Origin of the sequence: Blastococcus sp. KM273128, from assembly GCF_021698975.1 — a bacterium.
In the GTDB taxonomy this organism is placed as follows: Bacteria; Actinomycetota; Actinomycetes; order Mycobacteriales; family Geodermatophilaceae; genus Blastococcus.
Genome location: NZ_SSXA01000002.1, coordinates 1 through 26,589 on the forward strand (window position 1 = coordinate 1; position 26,589 = coordinate 26,589).

General features: G+C 74.3%; 21 protein-coding genes and 1 pseudogene. 19 read left to right on the plus strand and 3 right to left on the minus strand.

The features are described from left to right. The first annotated feature begins 466 nt into the window (after window positions 1–466). The 18 genes and pseudogenes from E9529_RS00815 to E9529_RS00900 all read left to right on the plus strand — a co-directional run bounded on the left by E9529_RS00815 (window position 467) and on the right by E9529_RS00900 (window position 21,235). Window positions 467–1,126: a phosphoribosyltransferase gene (locus E9529_RS00815; protein WP_236829234.1), complete on the plus strand. Its 660-nt coding sequence runs from the start codon at window positions 467–469 to the stop codon at window positions 1,124–1,126. Window positions 1,127–1,215: 89 nt separating this feature from the next. Next, a complete protein-coding gene (locus E9529_RS00820; protein ID WP_236829235.1) occupies window positions 1,216–2,484 on the plus strand; it encodes a geranylgeranyl reductase family protein in 1,269 nt (422 codons plus the stop codon). A gap of 89 nt (window positions 2,485–2,573) precedes the next feature. Further along, window positions 2,574–2,936: an NADH-quinone oxidoreductase subunit A gene (locus E9529_RS00825; RefSeq protein ID WP_236829236.1), complete on the plus strand. Its 363-nt coding sequence runs from the start codon at window positions 2,574–2,576 to the stop codon at window positions 2,934–2,936. 13 nt (window positions 2,937–2,949) lie between these two features. After that, window positions 2,950–3,501: pseudogene (locus E9529_RS00830) on the plus strand (NADH-quinone oxidoreductase subunit B family protein); the annotation flags it as partial. A 119-nt stretch (window positions 3,502–3,620) separates the two neighbouring features. Next, the gene (locus tag E9529_RS00835; RefSeq protein ID WP_236829237.1) at window positions 3,621–4,370 is read left to right on the plus strand and encodes an NADH-quinone oxidoreductase subunit C; all 750 of its coding nucleotides are present in this window, start codon (window positions 3,621–3,623) and stop codon (window positions 4,368–4,370) included. Further along, window positions 4,367–5,698: an NADH-quinone oxidoreductase subunit D gene (locus E9529_RS00840; RefSeq protein ID WP_236829238.1), complete on the plus strand. Its 1,332-nt coding sequence runs from the start codon at window positions 4,367–4,369 to the stop codon at window positions 5,696–5,698. The genes E9529_RS00835 and E9529_RS00840 overlap by 4 nt, the downstream gene beginning before the upstream one ends. Then, a complete protein-coding gene (gene nuoE / locus E9529_RS00845) occupies window positions 5,695–6,777 on the plus strand; it encodes an NADH-quinone oxidoreductase subunit NuoE (protein WP_236829239.1) in 1,083 nt (360 codons plus the stop codon). The genes E9529_RS00840 and nuoE overlap by 4 nt, the downstream gene beginning before the upstream one ends. A 3-nt stretch (window positions 6,778–6,780) precedes the next feature. After that, window positions 6,781–8,115: an NADH-quinone oxidoreductase subunit NuoF gene (gene nuoF, locus E9529_RS00850; RefSeq protein ID WP_236829240.1), complete on the plus strand. Its 1,335-nt coding sequence runs from the start codon at window positions 6,781–6,783 to the stop codon at window positions 8,113–8,115. Then, entirely contained in the window at window positions 8,115–10,625 is a 2,511-nt protein-coding gene (locus E9529_RS00855) for an NADH-quinone oxidoreductase subunit G (RefSeq protein ID WP_236829241.1), read from the plus strand. Before nuoF ends, E9529_RS00855 begins: the two co-directional genes overlap by 1 nt. Next, entirely contained in the window at window positions 10,622–12,091 is a 1,470-nt protein-coding gene (gene nuoH / locus E9529_RS00860; protein ID WP_236829242.1) for an NADH-quinone oxidoreductase subunit NuoH, read from the plus strand. The genes E9529_RS00855 and nuoH overlap by 4 nt, the downstream gene beginning before the upstream one ends. After that, on the plus strand, window positions 12,084–12,707 hold the full coding sequence (gene nuoI, locus E9529_RS00865) for an NADH-quinone oxidoreductase subunit NuoI (RefSeq protein ID WP_255707785.1): 624 nt from the start codon (window positions 12,084–12,086) through the stop codon (window positions 12,705–12,707). Before nuoH ends, nuoI begins: the two co-directional genes overlap by 8 nt. After that, the gene (locus E9529_RS00870) at window positions 12,704–13,558 is read left to right on the plus strand and encodes an NADH-quinone oxidoreductase subunit J (RefSeq protein ID WP_236829243.1); all 855 of its coding nucleotides are present in this window, start codon (window positions 12,704–12,706) and stop codon (window positions 13,556–13,558) included. Before nuoI ends, E9529_RS00870 begins: the two co-directional genes overlap by 4 nt. Further along, window positions 13,555–13,854, plus strand: coding sequence for an NADH-quinone oxidoreductase subunit NuoK (nuoK, locus tag E9529_RS00875; protein WP_236829244.1), 300 nt, complete (start codon window positions 13,555–13,557; stop codon window positions 13,852–13,854). The genes E9529_RS00870 and nuoK overlap by 4 nt, the downstream gene beginning before the upstream one ends. Window positions 13,855–13,873: 19 nt before the next feature. After that, the gene (gene nuoL, locus E9529_RS00880) at window positions 13,874–15,781 is read left to right on the plus strand and encodes an NADH-quinone oxidoreductase subunit L (RefSeq protein WP_236829245.1); all 1,908 of its coding nucleotides are present in this window, start codon (window positions 13,874–13,876) and stop codon (window positions 15,779–15,781) included. Window positions 15,782–15,833: 52 nt separating this feature from the next. Beyond that, the gene (locus E9529_RS00885; RefSeq protein ID WP_236829246.1) at window positions 15,834–17,432 is read left to right on the plus strand and encodes an NADH-quinone oxidoreductase subunit M; all 1,599 of its coding nucleotides are present in this window, start codon (window positions 15,834–15,836) and stop codon (window positions 17,430–17,432) included. Then, window positions 17,429–18,967 carry an NADH-quinone oxidoreductase subunit NuoN gene (gene nuoN, locus E9529_RS00890; protein ID WP_236829247.1) on the plus strand — a complete coding sequence of 513 codons (1,539 nt, stop codon included), beginning with the start codon at window positions 17,429–17,431 and terminating at the stop codon, window positions 18,965–18,967. Before E9529_RS00885 ends, nuoN begins: the two co-directional genes overlap by 4 nt. Beyond that, window positions 18,967–20,022: a polyprenyl synthetase family protein gene (locus tag E9529_RS00895; RefSeq protein WP_236829248.1), complete on the plus strand. Its 1,056-nt coding sequence runs from the start codon at window positions 18,967–18,969 to the stop codon at window positions 20,020–20,022. The genes nuoN and E9529_RS00895 overlap by 1 nt, the downstream gene beginning before the upstream one ends. Before the next feature lie 13 nt (window positions 20,023–20,035). Next, the gene (locus E9529_RS00900) at window positions 20,036–21,235 is read left to right on the plus strand and encodes a sorbosone dehydrogenase family protein (protein WP_236829249.1); all 1,200 of its coding nucleotides are present in this window, start codon (window positions 20,036–20,038) and stop codon (window positions 21,233–21,235) included. Here the strand turns inward: E9529_RS00900 and E9529_RS00905 are convergent. Further along, complete coding sequence (locus tag E9529_RS00905) at window positions 21,219–21,890, minus strand: pyridoxamine 5'-phosphate oxidase family protein (RefSeq protein WP_236829250.1); 672 nt, start codon at window positions 21,888–21,890, stop codon at window positions 21,219–21,221. The genes E9529_RS00900 and E9529_RS00905 overlap by 17 nt on opposite strands. A 91-nt stretch (window positions 21,891–21,981) precedes the next feature. Here E9529_RS00905 and E9529_RS00910 point away from each other — a divergent pair, with 91 nt between their 5' ends. Beyond that, window positions 21,982–23,406: a PLP-dependent aminotransferase family protein gene (locus E9529_RS00910; RefSeq protein WP_236829251.1), complete on the plus strand. Its 1,425-nt coding sequence runs from the start codon at window positions 21,982–21,984 to the stop codon at window positions 23,404–23,406. A gap of 4 nt (window positions 23,407–23,410) precedes the next feature. Here the strand turns inward: E9529_RS00910 and E9529_RS00915 are convergent, their stop codons facing one another. Continuing rightward, window positions 23,411–24,505 carry a 2-oxoacid:ferredoxin oxidoreductase subunit beta gene (locus E9529_RS00915; RefSeq protein ID WP_236829252.1) on the minus strand — a complete coding sequence of 365 codons (1,095 nt, stop codon included), beginning with the start codon at window positions 24,503–24,505 and terminating at the stop codon, window positions 23,411–23,413. Then, window positions 24,502–26,439, minus strand: coding sequence for a 2-oxoacid:acceptor oxidoreductase subunit alpha (locus E9529_RS00920; protein ID WP_236829253.1), 1,938 nt, complete (start codon window positions 26,437–26,439; stop codon window positions 24,502–24,504). The genes E9529_RS00915 and E9529_RS00920 overlap by 4 nt, the downstream gene beginning before the upstream one ends. Between the last annotated feature and the right edge of the window lie 150 nt (window positions 26,440–26,589).

Below are 26,589 nucleotides of genomic sequence, written 5' to 3' on the forward strand. Positions count from 1 at the left end.
CGAGCTGCTCCCCGACGGCACCTTGCAGGTCACCACACCCAGCGGCGTCACCCGCAGCACCCGGCCACCCGGCCTCCGCGATCTGGAGGCCCAACCGGCGCTCCCCGCACCACCCCGCCCACCGCCGGCGGTCGTCGAACCACCGCCCTTCTGACGGTTGCCTGCGCCACCCGACCCCTCGCGGGTGCGGGAACGGCTGCCTGCAAGGGCTGGGGCGCGCGCAGGAGGTGACGGCTGCCTGCGCGAAGGGGTGGGGCCGCCGCGATCGGTCGCCTAGCGTCGTCCCATGACGAGCCCGCCCCTTCCGCAGCCGCCGGCTCCGGGCCCGGGCCGGTGGACCCGGTGCCGCCGCCCGGGCCGGTGGACCCGGTGCCGCCGCCCGGGCCGGCGCCCACGCCCGTCCCCGATCCGGCCGACCCGGCGGCGCCGCCGCCGTCCGGGCCGCAGCCGGTCTGAGGGAGCCGGCATGCCAGGGGCCCGGTACGCCGACCGGCGGGCAGCCGGCCGCGAGCTGGCGACCGCCCTGACCGGCCGGGCGGACGCCGGCGCCCTGGTGCTCGGGCTGCCCCGCGGCGGTGCCCTCGTCGCCGCCGAGGTGGCGCTCGCCCTCGGCGCGGAGCTGGACGTCCTCGTCGTCCGCAAGCTGGGCGCACCCGGGCACCCGGAGCTGGCGATGGGGGCGCTGGCCGCGGTCGGCGACCGCGTGGAGACCGTCTGGGTGACCTCGGTGCGCGAGCGCGTCGACCCGGCCCCGGACGCGGTGGCGGCGGTGCGGGAGCGCGAGCTCGCCGAGCTCCGCCGCCGGACCGGGGCCTACCGCGGCCGCCGCCCGGCCCCCGTCGTCGCCGGCCGCCACGTCGTGCTCGTCGACGACGGCCTCGCCACGGGCGCCAGCATGCGGGTCGCGGTCACCGCCGTGCGGGCGAGCGGGCCGGCGCGGCTCACCGTCGCCGTCCCGGTGGCGCCGCGGACGGCCCTCGCCGAGCTCGCCGGCGTCGTCGACGACCTGGAGTGCCCCTTCGCGCCGCGGGGCTTCCGGGCGGTCGGGCAGGCCTACGAGGACTTCTCGGAGACCTCCGACGAGGAGGTGCTCGACGCCCTGCACCGAGGGGGGACTGTCGGCTAGATCACAGCACGGCCTAGACTCGGGTCCGACCACTTTGTGAAGCTTTTCACAAGCGGTGCAGGAGCTCGGCGACGGACCGGAGGGGCGAGATGGCGCGGACGGCAGCGGCGCACGCCGCCGACGTCGTGGTCGTCGGCGCCGGCCCGGCCGGGTCCAGCGCCGCCTGGCACCTGGCGTCGTCCGGGCTCGACGTCGCGCTGCTGGAGAAGGCCGACTTCCCTCGGGAGAAGGTCTGCGGCGACGGGCTGACCCCGCGCGGCGTGCAGGCGCTGCACGACATGGGCGTCGCCACCGACGGGCCCGGCTGGGTGCGCCGCCGCGGTCTCCGGGTGCACGGCGGCGGGCGCGTCGCCGAGGTGGACTGGCCACGGCTGGACTCCTGGCCCGACCACGGCCTGGTGCGCACCCGCCGCGAGCTCGACGCGCTCCTGGCCGGGCACGCCCGGTCCGCCGGCGCCCGGCTGGTCACGGGCACCACCGTCACCGAACCGCTGCTGGACGACGCGGGGCGGGTGACCGGCGTCCGGGGCGAGGCCGCGGACCGGGAGCCGGTCACCTGGCGGGCGCCGCTGGTCGTCTCCGCGGAGGGGCTCTCCGGCCGGCTGGCCAAGCGGCTCGGCCTGCTGCGCCGCACCGACCGCCCGCTCGGGGTGGCCCTGCGGGGGTACGTGCGCAGCCGGCGCAGCGACGACGAGTACCTCGACATCGCCTTCGACCTGACCCCGGCAGGCCCCTCCCGCGAGACCATGCCCGGCTACGGCTGGATCTTCGGCATGGGCGACGGGACGGCGAACGTCGGCTACGGGCTGCTCGACACCCGGCGCGGCACCGGGGCGGACCGCCGGTCGGTCCTCCGCCGCTGGCTGGACCTCTTCCCCGCCGAGGAGGGGCTGGGCGAGCAGGACGCCGTCGGCCCGCTCCGCGGCGCGGGGCTGCCCATGGCGCTGAGCCGTGGCCCGGCCTACACCCGCGGGCTGCTGCTCGCCGGGGACGCCGCCGGCACGGTCAACCCCTGCAACGGCGAGGGGATCAGCGCCGCGATCGAGAGCGGCCGGATGGCCGCCGAGACCGCCGTCGCCGCGCTCGCCCGGCCGCAGGGCGCGACGCGGGAGGCGGTCCTGCGGCGCTACCCCGACCGGCTGCGGGCGGAGCTGGGCCGCCACCACCGGCTGGGCTTGGGCTTCCTCGCGCTGCTGGCCCGGCCGGCCGTGGTGCGGGTGGCGATGGCGCGCGGCCTGCGCCGGCCGGCCGTCACCGACGCGATGCTGCGGGTGATGGGCAACCTGTCCGACGGCCGCGACGGCGACCTGGTCGACCGCGCGCTCGCCGTGCTCCTCCGACTCACCCCGGCGACCTGAGTGGCTGCCGTGACGTCCCGCCCCGACACAGACGCTCTGTGGCCGGACCGTGACCCGTACGTGACCACCATCACCCTAGGGTGCCGCTGATGCTCTCGACCTACGCCCCGATCGTCGGGCTCTTCGTGCTCGCCGCCGCGTTCGCGCTGTTCTCGGTGGCCGTCGCCCCGTTCGTGGGGCCGCGGCGCCACAACCGCGCCAAGCTCGCCGCCTACGAGTGCGGCATCGAGCCGGTCGACCAGCCGCTCACCGGGGGGCGGTTCCCGGTGAAGTACTACCTGACGGCGATGTTGTTCATCGTCTTCGACATCGAGATCGTCTTCCTCTACCCGTGGGCCGTCGCCAACGACGCGCTCGGCGTGTGGGGTCTGGTCGCGATGGTCGCGTTCATCGGCACCGTCTTCATCGCCTTCGCCTACGAGTGGCGGCGCGGCGGGCTCGAGTGGGACTGAGGGGAGTCTGACCATGGGTCTCGAGGAGAAGATCCCCAGCGGCGTCCTGCTGACCAGCGTCGAGAAGCTGGTCAACTGGACCCGCAAGTCGTCGCTGTGGCCGGCGACGTTCGGCCTGGCCTGCTGCGCGATCGAGATGATGGCCTCGGGGGCCGGCCGCTACGACCTGGCGCGCTTCGGCATGGAGGTCTTCCGGGCCTCGCCGCGGCAGGCCGACCTGATGATCGTCGCCGGGCGGGTCAGCCAGAAGATGGCCCCGGTCCTGCGGCAGATCTACGACCAGATGCCCGAGCCGCGCTGGGTGCTCTCGATGGGCGTGTGCGCGAGCTCCGGCGGGATGTTCAACAACTACGCGATCGTCCAGGGCGTCGACCACGTCGTCCCGGTGGACATGTACCTGCCCGGCTGCCCGCCGCGGCCGGAGATGCTCATGGACGCCATCCTCAAGCTGCACCACAAGATCCAGCACGAGCCGCTGGGCCCCAAGCGGGCCCGGGAGCTGGAGCGGGCGCGCCAGGAGGGCACCGCGCGCGACCTGCTCGTCGAGATGCCCTCGACCGTGCGCGCGGACAAGCAGCAGCGCCGCGCCTACGAGGAGGCGGCCGCCCAGGGCCGGACCGGGCAGTTCGCCATCGAGCAGCGCGGCGGCAACGCGGTGCTGCTCCCCGGGGAGAGGGGGAGCCGGTGAGCAACGACGGCGGGGCGGTCGTCCCGGGCCGCGAGGAGGCCGGGTACGACGACGCCACGGCGCCCGCGGGCGGTTTCCGGAAGGGCGCGTTCGGCGTCTCCGGCAGCGGGGACACGTCCGGCTTCGGCGGGCTCGTCCGCGTGGAGCCCGGCGGCGCGGTCGCGCTGCACTCGACCGACCGCCCCTACGGCGGCTGGTTCGACGAGGTCACCGACGCGCTGGTCGACGCCGTCGGCGAGGGCACCTACGCGGCCGCGGTGCAGCGCGTCCTGGTCGACCGCGGCGAGATCACCTACTTCGTGGCGCGCGAGCACCTGCTCACCCTGGTGCGGGCGCTGCGCGACGACGAGGCGCTGCGGTTCGAGCTGTGCAGCAGCGTCTCCGGCGTCGACTACCTCGACAGCGGCGGCCCCGCGGTCGCGCCGGGCCGGCCCCGGCTGCACGTCGTCTACCACCTGACGTCGATGACCTACCGCCGCCGCATCCGGCTGGAGGTGGCCGTGAGCGCGGAGGACCCGCACGTCCCGTCGGTCACCGCCGTCTACCCGACGGCGGACTGGCACGAGCGGGAGACCTACGACATGTTCGGCGTCGTCTTCGACGGCCACCCGGCGCTGACCCGGATCCTCATGCCCGACGACTGGGACGGCTTCCCGCAGCGCAAGGACTACCCGCTGGGCGGGGTCCCGGTGGAGTACCACGACGCGACGATCCCGCCGCCGGACACCCGGAGGGCCTACCGATGAGCACGACCTACGACCCCGCCGACCCGTACGCGGGTTCGCGGGAGACCACCGAGGGCCGCGTCTACACCGTCACCGGCGGGGACTGGGACGTCACCCTCGGGGCCGATCCGCACGGCGAGGAGCGCCTCGTCGTCAACATGGGCCCTCAGCACCCGTCCACGCACGGCGTGCTCCGGCTCGTCCTCGACCTCGAGGGCGAGACCGTCACCAAGGCGCGGGTCGTCATCGGCTACCTGCACACCGGCATCGAGAAGAACACCGAGTACCGCAACTGGGTGCAGGGCACGACCTTCGTGACCCGCATGGACTACCTCGCACCGCTGTTCAACGAGGCCGGCTACTGCCTGGCGGTGGAGAAGCTGCTCGGCATCGAGGCCCCGCCCCGCGCCCAGACCATCCGCGTGCTGGTCATGGAGCTCAACCGCATCGCCTCGCACCTGGTCGCCCTGGCCACCTTCGGCATGGAGATGGGCGCCCTGACCGGCATGACGAACGGCTTCCGCGAGCGGGAACTCGTCCTCGACCTGCTCGAGGAGATCACCGGCCTGCGGATGAACCACGCCTACATCCGCCCCGGCGGGCTGGCGCAGGACCTGCCCGAGGGCGCGGTCGAGCACATCCGCGAGTTCCTGGAGTTCTTCCCCAAGCGGGTCGCGGACTTCCACCGGCTGCTGACCGGCCAGCCGATCTGGCAGCGCCGGCTCAAGGACGTCGGCTACCTCGACGTGACCGGCTGCGTCGCGCTCGGCGTGACGGGACCGATCCTGCGCGCCGCCGGGCTGCCCTGGGACCTGCGCAAGGTCGAGCCGTACCTGGGCTACCAGACCTACGACTTCGAGGTGCCGACCGCCGACACCTGCGACGCCTGGGGCCGCTACCTCGTGCGCATGTCCGAGGTGAACGAGTCGCTGCGGATCATCGAGCAGGCGCTCGACCGGCTGGAGCCGGGGCCGGTGATGGTGGAGGACAAGAAGATCGCCTGGCCGGCGCAGCTCTCCCTCGGTCCCGACGGCATGGGCAACTCCCACCAGCACGTGGCGCACATCATGGGCCAGTCGATGGAGGCCCTGATCCACCACTTCAAGCTGGTCACCGAGGGCTTCCGGGTGCCGGCCGGCCAGGTGTACGTGCCGGTCGAGTCCCCGCGCGGCGAGCTCGGCTACCACGTCGTCAGCGACGGGAGCACCCGCCCGTGGCGCGTCCACGTGCGCGACCCCAGCTTCGTGAACCTGCAGGCCACGGCGGCGATGAGCGAGGGCGGCATGATCGCCGACGTCATCGCCGCGATCGCCTCGATCGACCCCGTGATGGGGGGAGTGGACAGATGAGCGCTCTGCCAGGCAGCCCCGAGGGGACGGCGGTCACCGGCCTGGACTCCAGCCCGGTCGACGCCGGCTCCCTCGCCGAGGTGCCGCCGCTGCCCGAACGCGCCCGCCTCGAGGCGCGGGACATCATCGCCCGCTACCCGGTGGCCCGGTCGGCGCTGCTGCCGATGCTGCACCTGGTGCAGAGCTACCAGGGCTACGTGACCCCCGAGGGCGTCGCGCTGTGCGCCGAGGAGCTGCGGCTGACCAAGGCCGAGGTCGGCGCGGTCGCGACCTTCTACACGATGTACAAGCGCCGCCCGACCGGCCGGCACCTCGTCAGCGTCTGCACCAACACGCTGTGCGCCGTCCTGGGCGGGCAGCGGATCATGGACGCGCTCTCGGCCGACCTCGGCGTGCACCACGACGAGACCGCCGCCGACGGCTCGATCACCCTCGAGCACGCCGAGTGCCTCGCCGCCTGCGACTACGCGCCGGTGGTCACCGTCGACTACGAGTTCTACGACCAGCAGGACGTCGAGAGCGCCCGCGCCCTGGTCGCCGCGCTGCGCCGGGGCGAGAAGCCGCTGCCCACCCGCGGCGCCCCGCTCACCGACTTCCGCGGGATCTCCCGCCAGCTCGCCGGGTTCTCCCAGCACGCCGACGACGCCGCCGCGGCCGCCGCCGTCGACGCGCCGGGCGAGTACGGGCCGACCCTGCGCGGGCTGCGGCTGGCCGCCGAGCGGGGCGAGTCCGCGCCCCCGATGCGGGGGCCGGAGCCCGAGCCGGCGGACGCGGGGGAGCCGCGCGAGACCGTCCGACCGTCCGGCACCACCGGCGAGACCCCCGGGCAGGAGGCCGCGGACGCGCGCGTCGCCGCCGCGGACACCCCGGCGGAGGAGGCCGGCGCCGCCGGCTCCCACCCCGACGCCCCCGAGCCCGCCGGCCGCCGGCTCCCCGACGGCAGCACCGGGACCGAGACGCCGGCGGGCGCGAAGCCCGGCACCGGCGACCAGGGCCCCGACGTCCCGCCGCCGGCCGGTGAGGGCTCCGACGGGCCCTCCCGCACCATCCAGGGCCGAGCACCGAAGCGGAGGCGCTGACCGATGCCCCTCACCCCCGTCCTCACCTCCCGCTGGGGAGCCGAGAACTCGTGGCGGCTGTCGACCTACGAGCGGCTCGACGGCTACTCGGCGCTGCGCACGGCGCTGTCGATGGCGCCCGACGAGCTGGTCGGCATGGTCAAGGAGTCCGGGCTGCGCGGCCGCGGCGGCGCCGGCTTCCCGACCGGCATGAAGTGGAGCTTCATTCCGCAGCCCAAGCCCGGGGAAGAGCCGACCGGGCCGGCGGCGATGCCCAAGTACCTCGTGGTGAACGCCGACGAGGGGGAGCCCGGTACCTGCAAGGACCTCCCGCTGATGATGGCCGACCCGCACTCCCTCATCGAGGGCGTGATCATCTCGGCCTACGCCATCCGGTCGACGTTCGCCGTCATCTACGTCCGCGGCGAGGCGGTGCACGCCCACCGGCGGCTGCTCAACGCCGTCGGCGAGGCCTACGCGGCCGGCTACCTCGGCACCGACATCCTCGGCTCGGGCTACGACCTGGAGCTGGTCGTGCACGCGGGCGCCGGCGCGTACATCTGCGGCGAGGAGACGGCGCTGCTGGACTCGCTGGAGGGCTACCGCGGCCAGCCACGGCTCAAGCCGCCGTTCCCCGCCGTCGCCGGGCTCTACGGCGCCCCGACGGTGATCAACAACGTCGAGACGCTGGCCAGCGTGCCTTTCGTCGTCCGCGGCGGCGCCGAGTGGTTCAAGGCGTTCGGGCCGGAGAAGTCACCGGGGCCGAAGATCTACTCGCTGTCGGGCCGCGTGGTGCGGCCGGGCCAGTACGAGGCCCCCATGGGGACGACGATGCGCGAGCTGCTGGAGATGGCCGGCGGCGTCCGCCCGGGGCACGAGCTGAAGTTCTGGACGCCCGGCGGCTCCTCGACGCCCTACTTCACCGCCGAGCACCTCGACGTGCCCCTGGACTTCGACTCGGTGGCGGCCGCGGGCTCCATGCTCGGCACCACCGCCCTCATGGTGTTCGACGAGACCGACTCGATCGTCGAGGCCACCCTGCGCTTCACCGAGTTCTACGCGCACGAGAGCTGCGGCAAGTGCACGCCGTGCCGCGAGGGCACCTACTGGCTGGTGCAGGTCCTGGAGCGGATCGCGCACGGCCGCGGCCGCGCGGAGGACCTCGAGATCCTGCTCGACACCTGCGACAACATCCTCGGCCGGTCGTTCTGCGCCCTCGGTGACGGCGCCACGAGCTGCATCACCAGCTCGCTGAAGTACTTCAGGGACGACTACGTCGCGCTGCTGCCCCCCGAGGAGCAGGCCCGGCTCGGCCGGACCCGCCTGCCGATCGAGCCCGTGAAGGCCGGAGCCGCCTGATGTCACTCACCCCCACCAGCCCCCAGCCCGCGCCGGCCGTCCCGCCGGGCGCACCGGGCCCGCACACCCCGCCGGACGCGGTGCACTGCACGATCGACGGGTTCGACGTCGCCGTCCCCAAGGGGACGCTGATCATCCGCGCCGCCGAGATGGTCGGGATCCAGATCCCGCGGTTCTGCGACCACCCGCTGCTCGAGCCCGTCGGCGCCTGCCGGCAGTGCCTCGTCGAGGTGGAGGGGCAGCGCAAGCCCGCCGCCTCCTGCACGATGCCCGTCACCGACGGCATGGTCGTGAAGACCCAGCTCTCCAGCCCGGTCGCCGACAAGGCGCAGCAGGGCACGATGGAGCTGCTGCTGGTCAACCACCCGCTGGACTGCCCGGTCTGCGACAAGGGCGGCGAGTGCCCGCTGCAGAACCAGGCGATGAGCAACGGCCGCGCCGAGAGCCGGTTCGTCGACCAGAAGCGCACCTACCCCAAGCCGCTGCCGATCAGCAGCGAGATCCTGCTCGACCGCGAGCGCTGCGTCCTCTGCGCGCGGTGCACCCGGTTCTCCCAGCAGATCGCCGGCGACCCGTTCATCGAGCTGTTCGAGCGGGGCGCGCTGGAGCAGGTGGCGATCTACGAGGACGAGCCGTTCTCCTCCTACTTCTCCGGCAACACCACCCAGATCTGCCCGGTCGGGGCGCTCACCAGCGCGCAGTACCGGTTCCGCGCCCGCCCGTTCGACCTGCGCAGCGAGCCCAGCGTCTGCGAGCACTGCGCGTCGGGCTGCGCCATGCGCAGCGACTACCGGCGCGGCAAGGTCACCCGGCGGCTGGCCGGCGAGGACCCGGCGGTCAACGAGGAGTGGACCTGCGACAAGGGCCGCTACGCCTTCCGCTACGCCACCGCCAACGAGCGGCTGACCACGCCGCTGGTCCGGCGGGACGGCCGGCTGGAGCCCGCCTCCTGGCCCGAGGCCTGGGCGGCGGCGGCCGACGGCCTGCGCCGGGCCCGCGCCGAGGGCGGCGTCGGCGTGCTGCCCGGCGGCCGGCTCACCGTCGAGGACGCCTACGCCTGGGCCACCTTCGCCCGGGTGGCCCTGGGCACCAACGACGTCGACGCCCGCGCCCGCGCCCACTCGCCGGAGGAGCTGGCCTTCCTGGGCGCGGTCGTGGCCGGCACCGGGCCGGCGACCGGTGCGGTGACCTACGAGGACGTGGGCTCCGCCCCGGCGGTGCTGCTCGCCGGCCTGGAGCCGGAGGAGGAGTCGCCGATCCTGTTCCTCCGCCTGCGGCGGGCGGTGCGCACCGGCAGCCTCGCCGTGTTCGACCTGGCGCCCTTCGCCACCCGCGCGTCCGCGAAGCTGCAGGCCACGGTGCTCACCACCCTGCCGGGCGCCGAGGCCCGTTCGCTGCACGCGCTCGCCGAGGGCAGCTGGGGCGGCCCCGCCGTCGAGGCGCTCCGGCAGCCGGGAGCCGTGCTGCTCGCGGGCGAGCGCCTCGCCGAGGCCCCCGGCGCGCTCACCGCGCTGCTGGCGCTGGCCCGGGCGACCGGTGCCCGCGTTGCCTGGGTGCCCCGCCGGGCCGGGGAGCGGGGCGCGGTGGAGGCCGGAGCCCTGCCCACGCTGCTGCCCGGCGGCCGCACCGTCGAGGACCCCGCGGCCCGCGCCGAGGTCGCGGCGGTGTGGGGCGTGGACCCCGCCGCGGTGCCCGCCGCGCCCGGCCGCGACCTCACCGGCATCCTCTCCGCCGCCCGCGCCGGCCGGCTGCCCGGCCTGCTCGTCGGCGGCGTCGACCCCGCGGACCTGCCCGACCCCGCATCGGCGCTGGCGGCGCTGGACGCGGCGGCGTTCGTGGTGAGCCTGGAGATGTTCCCGACGGAGGTCACCGAGCGCGCCGACGTCGTCCTGCCGGTGGCGGCGGCGCCGGAGAAGGCCGGGAGCTACCTGGACTGGGAGGGCCGGTGGCGGTCCTTCGACGCCACGCTGCACGGCACCGGGCAGCTGGCCGACGGCCGGGTGCTGCACGGCCTCGCCGAGGCCATGGGCGTCGAGCTGCGGCTCCCCGCGCCCGAGGTCGCGCGGGCCGCGCTCGCCTCCCTGGGCGCGCGCCGCACGGCCGCCGCCGACGTGCTCCCCGACGTCGACGCACCGGACGCGCCCGCGCTGCGGGAGGACGAGGCGGTGCTCGCCTCGTGGCGCCAGCTGCTCGACGTCGGCACGCTGCAGCGCGACGAGCCGGAGCTCGCCGGCACCGCCCGGCCCCCCGTGGCCCGCGTGGGCGCCGGCACCGCCGCCCGCCTGGGCCTCGCCGACGGCGACCGGCTCACCGTGAGCGGGGCGACCGGCTCGATCAGCCTCCCGGTGGCGGTCACCGAGATGCCCGACCAGGTGGTGTGGCTGCCCATGCGCTCACCCGGCAGCGAGGTGCGGACGGCGCTGGGCACCGGGCCCGGCGGCGTCGTCCGGCTGTCGGCCGCCCCGGTGCCGGCCGGCGCCACGACCCACCCGCTGGGGGACGCGCGATGACGCCCTGGGCCTCGCCCGAGCAGCCGACGCTGGCCGACTTCGGCCAGGACGTCTGGTGGATCGTGCTGATCAAGGTGGTCGGCGTCTTCGCCGTCCTGGTGCTGATGACGCTGTTCGCCATCGTCCTCGAGCGCAAGGTCGTCGCCCGCATGCAGCAGCGGATCGGCCCCAACCGCGTCGGGCCGCGCGGCTCCCTGCAGAGCCTCGCCGACGGGCTGAAGCTGGCGTTCAAGGAAGACATCATGCCGGCGCTCGCGGACAAGCCGGTCTACTTCCTGGCCCCGGTCATCGCGACCATCCCGGCGTTCGTCGCCTTCTCGGTCATCCCGCTGGGCCCCGTGGTCAGCATCTTCGGCGAGCAGACGCCGCTGCAGCTGACCGACGCCCCGATCGGCGTGCTGGTCATCCTGGCCATGTCGGCCATGGGCATCTACGGCATCGTGCTCGGCGGCTGGGCCTCCGGCTCGACCTACCCGCTGCTGGGCAGCATGCGCAGCGCGGCCCAGATGATCAGCTACGAGATCGCGATGGGGCTCTCCATCGTCGCGGTCTTCCTCTACGCCGGCTCGATGTCGACGTCGGAGATCGTGGCCGCCCAGGCCGACGGCAACGAGGTCTCCCTGTTCGGCCTCGAGTTCACCGGCCCCAGCTGGTTCGCGGTGCTGCTGCCGGTCTCCTTCGTCATCTACGCGATCGCCGTCGTCGGCGAGACCAACCGCGCGCCCTTCGACCTCCCGGAGGCCGAGAGCGAGCTCGTCGGCGGCTTCCACACCGAGTACTCGTCGCTGAAGTTCGCGCTCTTCTTCCTCGCCGAGTACATCAACATGGTCACCGTCTCCGCGCTGGCCGCCACGCTCTTCCTCGGGGGCTGGCGGGCGCCCTGGCCGATCTCGATCTGGGACGGCGCGAACAGCGGGTGGTGGCCGCTGCTCTGGTTCTTCCTCAAGGTCGTCGCCGCGCTGTTCGTCTTCATCTGGCTGCGCGGCACGCTGCCCCGGCTGCGCTACGACCAGTTCATGCGCTTCGGCTGGAAGGTGCTGGTCCCGGTCGCGCTGGTGTGGATCCTCGTCGTCGCCACGATGCGGACCCTCTCCCGCGAGGCCGATCTCTCCACCGGCCAGGTGGCGCTGTTCGTCGGCGTCCCCGTCGCGGTCCTGGTGCTGCTGGGCCTCGCGGTGGGCGCCCGCTCGGCCAACCGGGACACCCGGCTCATGGCCGAGGACGCCGCGGCGGGGGGCGTGCACGCCGCCGACCCCGAGCCCGACGTCCTGCCGCCGGCCGGCGGGGGGCGGCGCCCGGCCGGCACCCCCAGCCGGTCCGAGGGCGGCTTCCCCGTCCCGCCGATGGACCTCGTGGTGCCGCCCTCCCCGCGGCTGCGCCGCGAGCCGGTCGCCACCGACGGCGCGGTCGTCGGCACCGGGCGCCGCACGACCCCGACCACTTCCCAGGAGGACGGCGATGAGTGACAGCCGCAGCGACGACCGGGCCCCCGCCCGTCGGGGGCGCGGCGAGGTCGAGCGCCCCGCCGGTGCGACGTCCGGACGCCACGTCGCCCGGCCCGGGCTGCGCGACAAGCTGGTGCCGGCGCCCGCCCAGGGCTTCGGCGTCACCTTCGCGCAGATGTTCCGGACGGTGACCACCGAGCAGTACCCGTTCGAGCCGAAGGTGACCAAGCCGCGCTACCACGGGCGGCACGTGCTCAACCGGCACCCCGACGGGCTGGAGAAGTGCGTCGGCTGCGAGTTGTGCGCCTGGGCCTGCCCCGCCGACGCGATCTACGTGGAGGGCGGCGACAACACCGAGGACGCCCGCTACTCGCCCGGCGAGCGGTACGGCGCGGTCTACCAGATCAACTACCTGCGCTGCATCTTCTGCGGGCTCTGCATCGAGGCCTGCCCGACCCGCTCGCTGACCATGAGCAACGACTTCGAGCTGGCCGACGACAACCGGCGCGACCTGATCTACACCAAGGAGCAGCTCATGGCCCCGCTCCTGCCCGGCATGGAGGCGCCCCCGCACGCCATGCGGCTCGGCGACGACGAGAAGGACTACTACCTGCGCGAACCGGAGGTCCGGTCGTGACGCCGGACGCCGCGGTCGTCATCGGCACCGGCGAGGCGGTCGTCTTCTGGATCCTCGGCCCGCTGGCCCTGGCCGGGGCCCTGGGCATGGTGCTCAGCCGCAACGCCGTGCACTCCGCCCTCTGGCTGGTGCTGACCATGCTCTCGCTGGGCGTCTTCTACGTCGTCCAGTCCGCGCCCTTCCTCGGTGCCGTGCAGATCATCGTCTACACCGGCGCGATCATGATCCTGTTCCTCTTCGTGCTCATGCTGGTGGGCCGGGACTCCTCGGACTCGGTGGTCGAGACGCTCCGCGGGCAGCGCGTGGCGGCGACGCTGCTGGGCATCGGGTTCGCCGCGCTCGTCGGCGCCGGCATCGCCCGCGCCACCCAGGACCTGCCCGTGGTCGGGCTGGCGGGGGTGCAGGCCGGGCCGGGCGGGCCGGACGCGGGCAACGTCGAGGCGATCGCGGCCCTGCTCTACACCCGCTACCTGCTGGCCTTCGAGGTCACCGGGGCGCTGCTGATCGTCGCCGCCGTCGGTGCGCTGGTGTTCACCCAGGTCGAGCGGGCGCCCGGCAGCCGCAGCGGCCAGAAGGAGCTGTCGCGGGCGCGCTTCCTCACCGACCGGCCGCAGACCCTCCCCGGCCCCGGCGTCTACGCCCGCGCGACCTCGGTGGCCGCGCCGGGGATGCTGCCCGACGGCGGGATCGCGGAGGACAGCCTCGCCACCGGCATCGAGCCGCAGCGGGTGGAACCCGCGCCCCGGGGCGCCGGCCGGCACCAGCTCGGCTCCCCGGACGCCGCGCTGGGCGCGCTGGACCCCACGGTCAGCGACACCCCGGGCGGCCGCGAGGGCGGTGAGCACCGGTGAGCCTCTCCTACTACCTGGTGTTCGCGGCGATCCTGTTCACCATCGGCGCCGTCGGCGTCCTGGTGCGGCGCAACGCGATCGTGGTGTTCATGTGCGTCGAGCTGATGCTCAACGCCGTCAACCTCACGCTCATCACCTTCGCGCGGTCCACCGGCACCGTCGACGGGCAGATCATCGCGCTCTTCGTCATGGTCGTCGCCGCCGCCGAGGTGGTCGTCGGCCTCGCGATCATCATGTCGATCTACCGGACCCGCAGGTCCGCCTCGATCGACGACGCCAACCTGCTGAAGTACTGACGGCGAGACGGGGACACCTGTGTCTGAGACGCTGCCCGCGGACGGGCTGCTCGGCTGGTCGTGGTTGCTCATCGCGCTGCCGCTGGCCGGCGCGGCGGTGCTGCTGCTGGGCGGCCGCCGCACCGACCGCTGGGGCCACCTGCTGGGGGCGGCGACGGTCGCGACCGCGTTCGTGCTGGCCGTGCTGTGCACGGTGCAGCTGGCCGGCCAGGACGGGGCGCCGGCCGACGTCGAGCTGTTCACCTTCATCGCCACCGGCGAGCTCGACGTCACCGCCGGGCTGCTGTTCGACCCGCTGTCGGCGGTCTTCGCCCTGCTGATCACCGGGGTCGGCTCGCTGATCCACGTCTACTCGATCGGCTACATGGCGCACGACCCGGGCCGCCGCCGGTTCTTCGCCTACCTGAACCTCTTCGTGGCGGCGATGCTGCTGCTGGTCCTCGGCAACAGCTTCGTGGCCCTGTACGTCGGGTGGGAGGGCGTCGGCCTGGCGTCCTACCTGCTGATCGCCTTCTGGTACACCCGCCCCGGCGCGGCGACCGCGGCCAAGAAGGCGTTCATCATGAACCGGGTCGGCGACGTCGGCCTGGCCTTGGCGATCTTCATCATGTTCGCCCAGCTGGGCACCACCTCCTACGCGGGCGTCTTCGGCACGGTCGGCACCCTCGCCGGCGGGACGATCACCGCGATCGGCCTGCTCCTGCTGCTCGGCGCGTGCGGCAAGTCCGGCCAGTTCCCCCTGCAGGCGTGGCTGCCCGACGCGATGGAGGGCCCCACCCCGGTCTCGGCGCTCATCCATGCCGCGACCATGGTCACCGCCGGCGTCTACCTCATCGCCCGCTCGGCGCCCATCTACGACCTGACGCCGACCGCGCGGGCGGTGGTGCTGGCCGTCGGTGCGCTGACCCTGCTCATCGGGGCGATCGCCGGCTGCGCCTACGACGACATCAAGAAGGTGCTGGCGTACTCGACGGTCAGCCAGATCGGCTACATGTTCCTGGCCGTCGGCCTCGGCCCGGCCGGCTACGTCGCGGGGCTCGCCCACCTGCTCGCGCACGGCTTCTTCAAGGCCGGGCTCTTCCTCGGCGCCGGGTCGGTCATGCACGCGATGCGCGACTCGGTGGACATGCGCCGCTTCGGGGCGCTGTGGAACAAGCTGCCGATCACCTTCGCGACCTTCGGCCTTGGCTACCTCGCGCTCATCGGCTTCCCGTTCCTCTCCGGCTACTTCACCAAGGACGCGATCATCGAGGCGGCCCTGGACCGGGACGACGTCTGGGGCTGGGTGCTCGGGGGCGTCGCGGTGCTCGGCGCCGGGCTGACCGCCTTCTACATGACCCGGCTGATGCTCATGACCTTCTTCGGCCGCGCGCGGTGGGAGGAGGGGGTGCACCCGCACGAGGCGCCACCGGTGATGACCGCGCCGATGGTGGTGCTGGCCGTCGGGTCGGTCGCCTCCGGTGCCCTGCTGGTCTCGGTGTTCCCGCTCTCGGGCTGGCTGGAGCCGGTGTTCGGCGAGCCGGCGGAGGCCGAGCACGTCGTGGCCCCGGCCGTGATCGGCCTGGTCGTCACCCTGGTGATGCTGCTCGGGGTGCTCGCCGCCTGGCTGTTCGTCGGCCGCCGCGAGGTGCCGGTCGCCGCGCCGGTCCGGGTCTCGCCGGTCACCCGCGCGGCGCGCAACGCGCTCTACGCGGACGCGGTGAACGAGTCGCTGTTCATGCGACCGGGGCAGTGGCTCACCCGGGCGCTGGTGTGGGTGGACAACCGCGGTGTCGACGGCGCGGTCAACGGCCTGGCCGCCGGCCTGGGTGGGTCCTCGTCGCGTCTGGGCCGGGCCCAGACCGGCTTCGTGCGCACCTACGCCCTGGGGATGCTCGGCGGCGCGGTCGTCGTGGCCGGGGCCCTGCTGGCGGTGACGTCGGGATGAGCGTGCAGGTGGTCGGGAGCGCCGACGGGTACTTCGGAGAGGACGTGCTGCGGTGAGCGACTTCCCCTGGCTGCTGGCGATGATCGCCGTGCCGGCGATCGGGGCCGCGGTGGTCGCGGCCCTGCCCCGCGAGCGGGCCCTGCTCGCCAAGCAGGTGGCCCTCGGCGTCAGCCTCGTGGTGCTGCTGCTGGCCGTGCTGACGACGCTGGCCTTCGACGCGGGCGGGCCGCGGTTCCAGCTCACGACGTCGGTGCCCTGGATCCCCGACTTCGGCTCCGACTTCGCCCTCGGCGTCGACGGCATCGCGCTGGTGATGGTGCTGCTCATCGGCGTCCTGGTGCCGCTGGTGGTCGCCGCCTCCTGGCACGAGGCGGACGGCGGCCCCCGCCCGGTGCGGGTCTTCTTCGCCTGGCTGCTGCTGCTCGAGGCGATGATGGTCGGCGTCTTCGTCGCCACGGACCTGCTGCTGTTCTACGTGTTCTTCGAGGCGATGCTCGTCCCGATGTACTTCCTGATCGGCAGCTTCGGCGGGCCGCGCCGGCAGTACGCCGCGGTGAAGTTCTTCGTCTACAGCCTCGTCGGCGGGCTGGTCATGCTGGCCTCGGTCATCGGCGTCTACGTCGTCAGCGCCGGCGTGCTCGGCGAGGGCACCTTCGCCTTCGACACCCTGACGCGCCTCGACATCGACCCCGACGTCCAGCGCCTGCTGTTCCTGGGCTTCTTCATCGCGTTCGCGATCAAGGCGCCGCTGGTGCCCCTGCACACCTGGCTGCCCGACTCCGGTGCCGAGGCCCCCGTCGGCGGGGCGGTGCTCCTGGTGGGCGTCCTCGACAAGGTGGGCACCTTCGGGTTCATCCGCTACTGCCTGCCGCTGTTCCCGGACGCCTCCCGGTTCTACGCCCCGTTCGTGCTGGTCCTGGCGGTGGTCGGCATCCTCTACGCCGCCCTGCTGGCGATGGGTCAGAGCGACATGAAGCGGCTGGTCTCCTACACCTCGATCTCGCATTTCGGCTTCATCGCGCTGGGCATCTTCGCCTTCACCACCGAGGCCGGCACCGGCGCGGTGCTGTACATGGTCAACCACGGGCTGGCGACCGGCCTGCTGTTCCTGGTGGTCGGCATGCTCATCGCCCGCGGCGGCTCCCGACGCATCGCCGACTACGGCGGGGTGGCGGCGAAGGCGCCGCTGCTGGCCGGGGCGTTCCTGGTGGCTGGCCTGGCGTCGCTGGCCCTGCCGGGGACCGGCAGCTTCGTCAGCGAGTTCCTCGTGCTGATCGGCTCGTTCCCCGAGCGGCCGGTCTTCACGGTGCTCGCGACGCTCGGCATCATCCTGGCCGCGCTCTACGTGCTGCTCATGTACCAGCGCACCATGCACGGGCCCGCCCGCGGCGTGCTGCTGCAGGAGGACCCGGCCGAGCCGCTGCCGGGCGCCGGCGGTGGTGGCGCGACGGCGACCGCCACGCTCCCCGCCCCGCAGCGATCGCTGCGCGTGGCCGACCTCGGCCGGCGGGAGATCGCCGTCGTCGCGCCGCTGGTCGCGCTGATCCTCGTGCTCGGGGTCTACCCGCAGCCGCTGATCGACCTGATCGAACCGGCCGTCGTCGCCACCCTCGACGACATGGGCGCCGCCTCCGGAGGGACCGACCGATGATCGAGGCACCCGACCTCTCCTGGGCGGCGCTGGCCCCCCTGCTGCTGGTGTTCGGCGCGGCCTGCGCCGGCATCCTGGTCGAGGCCTTCGTGCCGCGGTCGGTGCGGCACCCCGTCCAGGTGGGCCTCGCGCTGGCGGGCACCGTCGGGGCGCTGGCCGCGACGGTGCTGCTCGCGGGCACCCGGGAGGTGACCGCCGTCGGTGCCCTGGCCGTCGACGGCGCCGCGCTGTTGCTCCAGGCCACGATCGCCGGGCTGGGCGCGCTCTCCCTGCTGCTGTTCGCCGAGCGGTCGCTGGACCCGGCGCGGTCGGCGTTCGTGGTGAGCGCCGCCGTCCCCGCGGGCAGCCCGCGCGACCGGGAGCTGGCCACCGTGCCGCGGGTGCAGACCGAGGTCTACCCGCTGGCGACCTTCGCGATCGGCGGCATGATGCTGTTCGTCGCGGCCAACGACCTGCTGGTCATGTTCGTGGCGCTCGAGGTGCTGAGCCTGCCGCTGTACCTGCTCAGCGGCATGGCCCGCCGGCGCCGGCTGCTGTCCCAGGAGGCGGCGGTCAAGTACTTCCTCCTCGGCGCCTTCGCCTCGGCGTTCTTCCTGTACGGGCTGGCGCTGGTCTACGGCGCCGCCGGGAGCGTCCGGCTGAGCGAGGTCCGCGCGGCGGTGGGCACCGACGGCGGCGGGGTGCTCCTGGTCCTCGGCCTCGCGCTGCTCGTCGTCGGGCTGCTGTTCAAGGCCAGCGTCGCCCCGTTCCACACCTGGACGCCCGACGTCTACCAGGGCGCCCCGACCGCGGTGACCGCGTTCATGGCCGCCTGCACCAAGGTCGCGGCCTTCGGCGCGATCCTCCGGCTGCTGTATGTCGCCTTCGGCACCGCGGAGTGGACGTGGCGGCCGCTGGTCTACGCCGCCGCGATCGCCTCCATGGTCGTGGGCGCGGTCCTCGGCCTCACCCAGACCGACCTCAAGCGCATGCTGGCCTACTCGTCGGTCGCGCACGCCGGCTTCCTGCTCACCGGCGTCATCGGCCTCGGTGCAGCCGGGACCGGGTCCGGGCTCGCGGCGACGATGTTCTACCTGCTCGCCTACGGCATCACCACGCTCGGCGCCTTCGCCGTCCTCACGCTCGTGCGCGACGGCGACGGGGAGGCGAGCCACCTGTCGCAGTGGGCCGGGCTCGGCGCGCGCTCGCCGATCACCGCGGCCGTGATGACGCTGTTCCTGCTGGCGCTGGCGGGGATCCCGCTCACCGCGGGCTTCACCGGCAAGTTCGCGGTGTTCCGGGCGGCGATCGAGCAGGGTGCCTGGCCGCTGGCCGTCGTCGCGCTGCTGGCCAGCGCCGTCGCCGCCTTCTTCTACCTCCGCGTCGTCGTGCTCATGTACTTCTCGGAGCCGGTCGCCGACGGCCCGACCGTGGGCGTGCCCGGGGTGCCCACCACCCTGGTGCTCGCGGTGACCGCGGCGGCGACCCTCGCGCTCGGCATCGTCCCCGGGGCGGTGCTCGACCTCGCCGGGCGGGCGGCTATCTTCGTCGGTTGATGACCGGAGCCCGTGCCGCTGTCGACGGCACTCACCCCGAGGTCTGGCACCGGATCTCCACCCCGGCGTCGACCATCGGCCCCTGGCTGCCCGACGGCGAGCTGGGGGAGGCGCTGGCGGACGGGCTGGCCCGGGTGGAGGCCGAGCTCGCCGTCGCCGTGGGCAGCGAGCACCCGTTCGTGCGCGAGGCGGCCGGTCACCTCATGGCCGCCGGGGGCAAGCGCTTCCGGCCGATGCTGGCGCTGCTGGCCGCGCAGCTCGGCGACGCCTCGGCCGCGGAGGTCACCCAGGGTGCCGTGGTCTGCGAGCTGACCCACCTGGCCACGCTGTACCACGACGACGTCATGGACGAGGCCGCCGTGCGCCGGGGGGCGCCGAGCGCCAACAGCCGGTGGAGCAACAGCATCGCCATCCTCACCGGCGACCTGCTCTTCGCCCGGGCCTCCGACATCCTGGCCGACCTCGGCCCCGAGGCCGTGCGCATCCAGGCGCGGACCTTCGAGCGGCTGGTCACCGGGCAGATCAAGGAGACCGTGGGCGCCCAGGCGGGCGAGGACCCGGTCGCCCACTACCTGCAGGTGCTGGCCGACAAGACCGGCTCGCTCGTCGCCACCTCGGCGCGTTTCGGGGCCTCCTTCGCCGGGGTCGACGCCGCGCTCGTGGCGGCGCTCACGGACTTCGGCGAGGAGGTCGGCGTCGCGTTCCAGATCTCCGACGACCTGATCGACATCGTCAGCACCGACGACGTCTCGGGGAAGTCCCCGGGCACCGACCTCCGCGAGGGGGTCGCCACCCTGCCGGTGCTCTTCGCCCTGGCCGGCGACGACCCCGACGAGGCCCGGCTGCGCGAGCTCGTGGCCGGCCCGGTCACCGACGACGAGGAGCACGCCGAGGCGCTCTCGCTGCTCCGCTCCTCCCGCTCGCTGGCGCGCGCCACCGACGTCCTCCGCGAGTACGCCGACCGGGCGCGGGCCCGGCTCGACGGGGTGCCGCAGGGCGACGTCCGCGATGCCCTGTCCGCCCTCTGCGACTACGTGGTCACGCGTACCAGCTAGCAGGAGGACCCCCATGCCACCCACCGCTCGCGCGCTCGCGGCGGGACCGTGCATGGGCGCCGTCCTCTGCCTCACCGCCTGCGGCGGCGCCGACGAGGACGCCGGCTCGGTGGCCACCCCGCCGACCACGGAGCCCCCCGCCGCTGCCCCCTCGCTGCAGGTCGAGGTCGTCGCCGACGGCTTGGACCACCCGTGGGACGTCGCCCAGGCCGAGGACGGCACGCTGCTGGTCGACGAGCGTGCGGGCGGCCTCACCGCTGTCCTCCCCGGCGGCACGGTGCAGGAGGTGCGGGCCGACTTCGGTGACCTGTTCGCCACCGGCGAGACCGGCCTCATGGGGCTGGCGCTGGACCCCGGCTTCGCGGAGGACCGGCGGTTCTACACCTGCCAGGGCGTGACCGGCGGCGACGGTGCCTCGGTCGAGGTGATCGCCTGGACCGCCGCCGCCGACTGGAGCTCGGCCACCCGCGCCGACGACCCGCTGATCGGCGGCATCCCGGTGAACGAGGGCTCCGGGCGGCACGGTGGCTGCCGGCTGGCGTTCGGGGCGGACGGGGCCCTGCTGATCGGCACCGGGGACACCGCCGCCGGCACCACCCCGCAGGACCTCGGGTCGCTGGCCGGCAAGGTGCTCCGCGCCGATCCGGCGACCGGCCAGCCGCTGCCGGACAACCCCTTCGCCGGCCCGGACGACGGCGCCGAGGACCTGATCTGGACCTACGGGCACCGGAACGTGCAGGGCCTTGCCCTCCGGCCGGGCACCGACCAGGTCTACTCCGTCGAGCACGGCCCCGACCGCAACGACGAGGTGAACCTGCTCCGGCCGGGCGGCAACCACGGCTGGGACCCCGTCGGCAGCGGCAGCTACGACGAGAGCGTGCCGATGACCGACCCGTCCATCCAGGGCGCGATCCCCGCGGTGTGGGACTCCGGCGCCCCGCCGATCGCGCCCAGCGGCGGCACCTTCCTCGACGGCGACCAGTGGGGCGACTACGACGGGCTGCTCCTGCTGGGCGCGCTCCGCGGGCAGCACGTGCTGGCGCTGCGGCTGGACGAGCAGGGCGCGCTCGTCGAGCAGTTCCGGCTGCCCGAGCTGGACGGCACCCACGGGCGCATCCGCGCGCTCGAGCAGGGCGCCGACGGCGCGCTCTACGTCACCACCGACAACGGCGACGACGCCGACCAGCTGCTGCGCGTCACCCCGCAGGGCTGAGCGCCCGCTCGGCCACGCGCGGCGGCACGGTGGCGCCGGGTGGCAGGAGCGGGCACGGCTCCGGCTCGCCCAGCACCGTGCGCACCGGGAGGACGCCGGCCCACACCGGGCCCGCCAGGTCGCCCGCGTCGTCGCCCGGCGGGCCGGTGCGGATCTTCACGCTCGCCTCGGCGAGGTCCAGGGCGAGCACGGCGGTGGCGGCCAGCTCCCTGCGGTCCGGCCGGCGGGTCGCCGCCCAGGAGCCGGGGGCCAGGTGCTCGGTCAGCACCTCGAGCGCGAGCAGCCGCTCGGCGGGGTCGGTCACCGGCCGCGCCGCGCCGTGCACCACCGCGCATCGGTAGTTGACCGAGTGGTGGAAGGCCGAGCGCGCGTAGACGATGCCGTCCAGGTGGGTGACGGTGAAGCAGACCGGCGCCCCGGCCGCGGCCGCCCGGAGCGTCGCCGCGCCCGTCGAGCCGTGCAGGTAGAGGGTGTCGCCGTGCCGCCCGTAACCGGTCGGCAGGACCACCGGCGCCTCGCCGAGCAGCACGCCGAGGTGGCCGATCAAACCGGCGTCCAGCACGGCGTGCAGGTCGGCGCGGTCGGTGCGGGCGCGCTTGGCGCCCCGGCGCACGGTGCTGCGGTCGGTGGGGGAGAGCGGTGCGGCGGTGTCCACGACATCGATCCTGGATCGCGAGGGTGGACCGCCGGAACGGCCAATCCGCTAGATTTCCGGCAGTCCACTTCCCCGCAACGGCAGGAGCGCCGTGGTCGACGTCCCGCCGGTGCTGCTCGACCGCGCATCGGGGACGCCGCTGTCGGTGCAGCTGGCCGACGCGCTGCGGGCCGCGGCCGCCGACGGCACGCTGCGCCCGGGGGACCGGCTGCCGTCGACGCGCGCGTTCGCCGCCGCGCTGGGGGTCAGCCGCACCGTGCCCGTCGCCGCCTACGACCAGCTGCTCGCCGAGGGGTGGCTCGGCGGGCGCCGCGGCGCGGGCACCTACGTCCTCGGTGCCGTGACAGCGGCCCCGGCGGCGGTCGCCGTCCCCGCCGTCCGGACGCCGGAGGCCCCGGCGCTGGTCGACCTGCGCGCCGGGTCGCCGTGCCTGGAGGTGCTGGACCGCGGGGCCTGGCGCCGGGCCTGGCGGGCGGCCGGCGACGCCGCACCCGACGCCCGCCCGGAGCCTGCCGGGGACCCGGCCTTCCGGTCCGCCGTCGCGGAGCACCTGCTGCGCCACCGCGGGCTGGCCGCCGGCCCCGACGACGTGCTCGCCACGGCCGGCACCTCCGCCGCGGTGGGCGAGCTGGCCCGCACCCTGCCGCCCGGCAGCCGCGTCGCGGTGGAGGACCCCGGCTACCAGCGGGTCGCCGGTGCGCTCCGGGACGCCGGGGTCGAGGTCGTCCCGGCCGCCGTCGACGACGACGGGCTGGTCGTCGAGGCGCTGCCGCCGGACCTGGCCGCCGTCTACTGCACGCCGGCCCACCAGTACCCGCTGGGCCGCCGGATGTCCGCCGCCCGCCGGCTGGCGCTGGTCGCCCGGGCCCGCGCCGAGGGCTGGTGGGTGCTGGAGGACGACTACGACGGCGAGCTGCGCTACGACGTCGCGCCGCTGCCGCTGCTGGGGGCGCTGGGGCCCGACGTCGTGGTGCACCTGGGCACGGCCGGGAAGATCCTCAGCCCCACCCTCGGCGTGGGCTGGGTGGTCGCCCCCGGGCCGCTGCGGGCTGCGCTGCTGGCCCGCCGCACCGCCACGGGCACCCGGCCGGCGCGGGCCGGCCAGCGGGTGTTCGCGGCGTTCGCGACCTCGGGGGACCTCGCCCGGCACCTGCGCCGGCTGCGGCGCGAGCTGGTCGCCCGGGCGGACGAGGTGCGGGGCGCGGTCGTGGCCGCCGGGTGCCGGGCCGAGGGGGACTCCGCGGGGGCGCACGTCCTCGTGCCGCTGCCGGACCCCGCGGTGGAGGAGGAGGTGCGGGCGTCGGCCGCGGCGCGCGGCGTGGCACTGGACGGCCTGGGCCGCCACACCGTCGTCGGGGGCGACCGGCGCGCCGGCCTCGTCGTCGGCTTCGCCGCCCCCACCCGGGAGGAGCTGCGCGGCGCGCTGACCGTGCTGGGCGACGTCCTGCGCGCCTGCCCCGGGAACGACCGCGGGCCCGCCCTCCCGGAGGAGGACGGGCCCGCGGTCGCGACCTAGGCCGTCAGGCCGTCACTTCCCAGGTGTCGCCGCCGGCGAGGAGGGCGTCGAGGTCGCCGGGGCCCTGCAGCCGGGCCTCGTGCAGCTGCTCGGCCATCATCGCCTCGTAGCTCGGCTTCTCGATCTTCCGGAACACGCCCATCGGGGTGTAGCGCAGGTCCTGCGTGGACAGCCGCGACAGCGCGAACGCGTACGACGGGTCCTGCCGGGTGGCGTCGTGCACGACGATCTCGCTCGCGTCGACCTGGTTGGTCTCGGCCACCCGCAGGCCACCGAAGTCGTCGCGGACCACGCACGAGGCGCCGTCCGGCCCGAACACCAGCGGCTCCCCGTGCTGCAGCGGGATCGTCCACATCGGGCCGGTGGCCGGGTCCTTCAGCAGCTCGAAGGCGCCGTCGTTGAAGATGTTGCAGTTCTGGTAGATCTCCACCAGCGACGTGCCCTTGTGCTCCGCCGCCTGGCGCAGCACCTCGGTGAGGCCCTTCCGGTCGGAGTCCATCGCCCGGCCGACGAACGTGGCGTCCGCGCCGATCGCGAGGGACACCGGGTTGAAGGGGTGGTCCAGCGACCCCATCGGCGTGGACTTGGTGACCTTGCCGACCTCGGAGGTGGGCGAGTACTGGCCCTTCGTGAGGCCGTAGATCCGGTTGTTGAACAGCAGGATCGTCATGTTCACGTTGCGGCGCAGCGCGTGGATCAGGTGGTTGCCGCCGATCGAGAGCGCGTCGCCGTCCCCGGTGACCACCCAGACCGACAGGTCGGGGCGCGCGGCGGCCAGACCGGTCGCGATCGCCGGGGCCCGCCCGTGGATCGAGTGCATCCCGTAGGTGTTCATGTAGTACGGGAAGCGCGACGAGCACCCGATGCCCGAGACGATGACCATGTCCTCGCGGGCGATGCCCAGGCTCGGCAGGAAGCTCTGGACGGCGTTGAGGATGACGTAGTCACCGCAGCCGGGGCACCAGCGCACCTCCTGGTCGGTCTTGAGGTCCTTGCCCTTGAGCTCGGTCAGCTTCGGACCGTGCTGCTCGAGCGAGCGGGCGATGGCGGCGTCGATCGGGGTCGGCGCGTCGGGCATGCCGAGTTCGACGGTGGTCACTGGACTGCTCCGTTCGCAGCTGCGGGGGTCACGGTGTCGATGGCGTCCTGGATGACGGCGGCCAGCTCGGCCGCGCGGAAGGGCAGACCGCGCACCTGGGTGTGGCTCTGCACGTCGACCAGGTACTTGGCGCGCAGCAGCAGGGCGAGCTGCCCCAGGTTCATCTCCGGGCAGATCACCCGGTCGTACCGGGCCAGGACCTCGCCGAGGTCGGCCGGGAAGGGGTTGATGTGCCGCAGGTGGATCTGGGCGACCTTGCGGCCGGAGCCCCGGATCCGCCGGGCGGCGGCACCGATCGGCCCGTAGGTGGAACCCCACCCGATGACGGCGACGCGGGCGTCGCCGTCGGGGTCGTCGACATCCGTGGGCGGGATCGTGGCGGCGATGCCGTCGATCTTCGCCTGGCGGGTGCGGGTCATGAAGTCATGGTTGGCCGGGTCGTAGGAGATGTTCCCGGTCCGGTCGGCCTTCTCCAGCCCGCCGATGCGGTGCTGCATCCCCGCGGTGCCCGGGATGGCCCAGGCACGTGCCAGGGTCTCGGGGTCGCGCAGGTAGGGGAGGAACTCGCCGTCCTCGCCGTTGGGCTCGGTGGCGAAGCCGACCGCCGGCGCCAGGTCGGGCAGCGAGCCGGTGTCCGGGATCGCCCACGGCTCGGCCCCGTTGGCCAGGTAGCCGTCCGACAGCAGCATCACCGGCGTCCGGTAGGCCAGCGCGATCCGCGCGGCCTCGACCGCGGCGTCGAAGCAGTCGCCGGGCGAGCGCGGCGCGATCACCGGGACCGGGGCCTCGCCGTTGCGGCCGAACATCGCCTGCAGCAGGTCGCTCTGCTCGGTCTTCGTCGGCAGCCCGGTGGAGGGGCCACCGCGCTGCACGTCGACGATCACCAGCGGCAGCTCGGTCATGACCGCCAGGCCGATGGTCTCGGCCTTGAGGGCGACGCCGGGTCCCGACGTCGTCGTCACGCCGAGGGCGCCGCCGAAGGAGGCGCCCAGCGCGGCGCCGATGCCCGCGATCTCGTCCTCGGCCTGGAAGGTCCGGACGCCGAACGCCTTGTGGCGGGACAGCTCGTGCAGGATGTCCGACGCCGGGGTGATCGGGTAGGCGCCCAGGAACACCGGGAGCCCGGAGCGCTGGCCGGCGGCGACGAGCCCGAGCGCCAGCGCCTGGTTGCCCGAGATGTTGCGGTAGCGGCCCGGCTTCATCGGGGCCGGCTTGATCTCGTAGGAGACGGCGAAGGCCTCGGTGGTCTCGCCGTAGTTGTAGCCGGCGCGGAACGCGGCGATGTTGGCCGCGGCGATCTCCGGCTTGCGGCGGAACTGGCGCTCGAGGAACCGGACGGTGCCCTCGGTCGGCCGGTGGTACATCCAGCTGAGCAGGCCCAGCGTGAACATGTTCTTGCTCCGCTCGGCCTCCTTCTTGCCCAGGCCCGAGTCGGCGAGCGCGTCCAGCGTCATCGAGGTGAGCGGGACGCTGACGGTCTGCCAGCCCTCGAGCGAGCCGTCCTCGAGCGGGTTGGTCGCGTACCCCACCTTCGCGAGGTTGCGGGGGGTGAACTCGTCGGAGTCGAGGATGAGCAGGCCGCCCCCGGGCAGCTCGGCCAGGTTGGCCTTGAGCGCGGCGGGGTTCATGGCGACGAGCACGTCCGGGGCGTCACCCGGCGTCATGACGTCGTGGTCGGCGAACTGCAGCTGGAAGGAGCTGACGCCCGGCAGGGTCCCCGTCGGCGCGCGGATCTCGGCGGGGAAGTTGGGCAGCGTCTTGAGGTCGTTGCCGAACGACGCCGTCTCGCTGGTGAACCGGTTGCCGGTCAGCTGCATGCCGTCGCCGGAGTCACCGGCCAGCCGGATGACGACGCGGTCCAGCTCGACGACGCTCTTGACCAGGCCGCCCGGAGCGGAGCTGGGGGCCGCCTGGGGGCGATCGATCGCAGTCATGAGTGGTGTACCTCCACCGGCCAACGTTACGTGCGTGTGTCCGCGCCGGGATGTGGATCCGGACACGACGAGATCTGTGTCGCCCAACAGCCGTTCCGTGTTGCTCATTCCGGCGAGGGCAAGGGCGAGGTCGCACCCCGGGCGGGGACG

Bases quoted from the DNA above. Each gene is read 5' to 3' on its own strand.
- E9529_RS00895 (WP_236829248.1), top strand. From the start codon at position 18,967: ATGACCGGAGCCCGTGCCGCTGTCGACGGCACTCACCCCGAGGTCTGG.
- E9529_RS00820 (WP_236829235.1), top strand. From the start codon at position 1,216: ATGGCGCGGACGGCAGCGGCGCACGCCGCCGACGTCGTGGTCGTCGGC.
- E9529_RS00855 (WP_236829241.1), top strand. From the start codon at position 8,115: ATGTCACTCACCCCCACCAGCCCCCAGCCCGCGCCGGCCGTCCCGCCG.
- E9529_RS00815 (WP_236829234.1), top strand. From the start codon at position 467: ATGCCAGGGGCCCGGTACGCCGACCGGCGGGCAGCCGGCCGCGAGCTG.
- E9529_RS00825 (WP_236829236.1), top strand. From the start codon at position 2,574: ATGCTCTCGACCTACGCCCCGATCGTCGGGCTCTTCGTGCTCGCCGCC.
- nuoI (WP_255707785.1), top strand. From the start codon at position 12,084: ATGAGTGACAGCCGCAGCGACGACCGGGCCCCCGCCCGTCGGGGGCGC.
- nuoN (WP_236829247.1), top strand. From the start codon at position 17,429: ATGATCGAGGCACCCGACCTCTCCTGGGCGGCGCTGGCCCCCCTGCTG.
- E9529_RS00900 (WP_236829249.1), top strand. From the start codon at position 20,036: ATGCCACCCACCGCTCGCGCGCTCGCGGCGGGACCGTGCATGGGCGCC.
- E9529_RS00920 (WP_236829253.1), bottom strand. From the start codon at position 26,439: ATGACTGCGATCGATCGCCCCCAGGCGGCCCCCAGCTCCGCTCCGGGC.
- nuoF (WP_236829240.1), top strand. From the start codon at position 6,781: ATGCCCCTCACCCCCGTCCTCACCTCCCGCTGGGGAGCCGAGAACTCG.
- nuoH (WP_236829242.1), top strand. From the start codon at position 10,622: ATGACGCCCTGGGCCTCGCCCGAGCAGCCGACGCTGGCCGACTTCGGC.
- nuoE (WP_236829239.1), top strand. From the start codon at position 5,695: ATGAGCGCTCTGCCAGGCAGCCCCGAGGGGACGGCGGTCACCGGCCTG.
- E9529_RS00840 (WP_236829238.1), top strand. From the start codon at position 4,367: ATGAGCACGACCTACGACCCCGCCGACCCGTACGCGGGTTCGCGGGAG.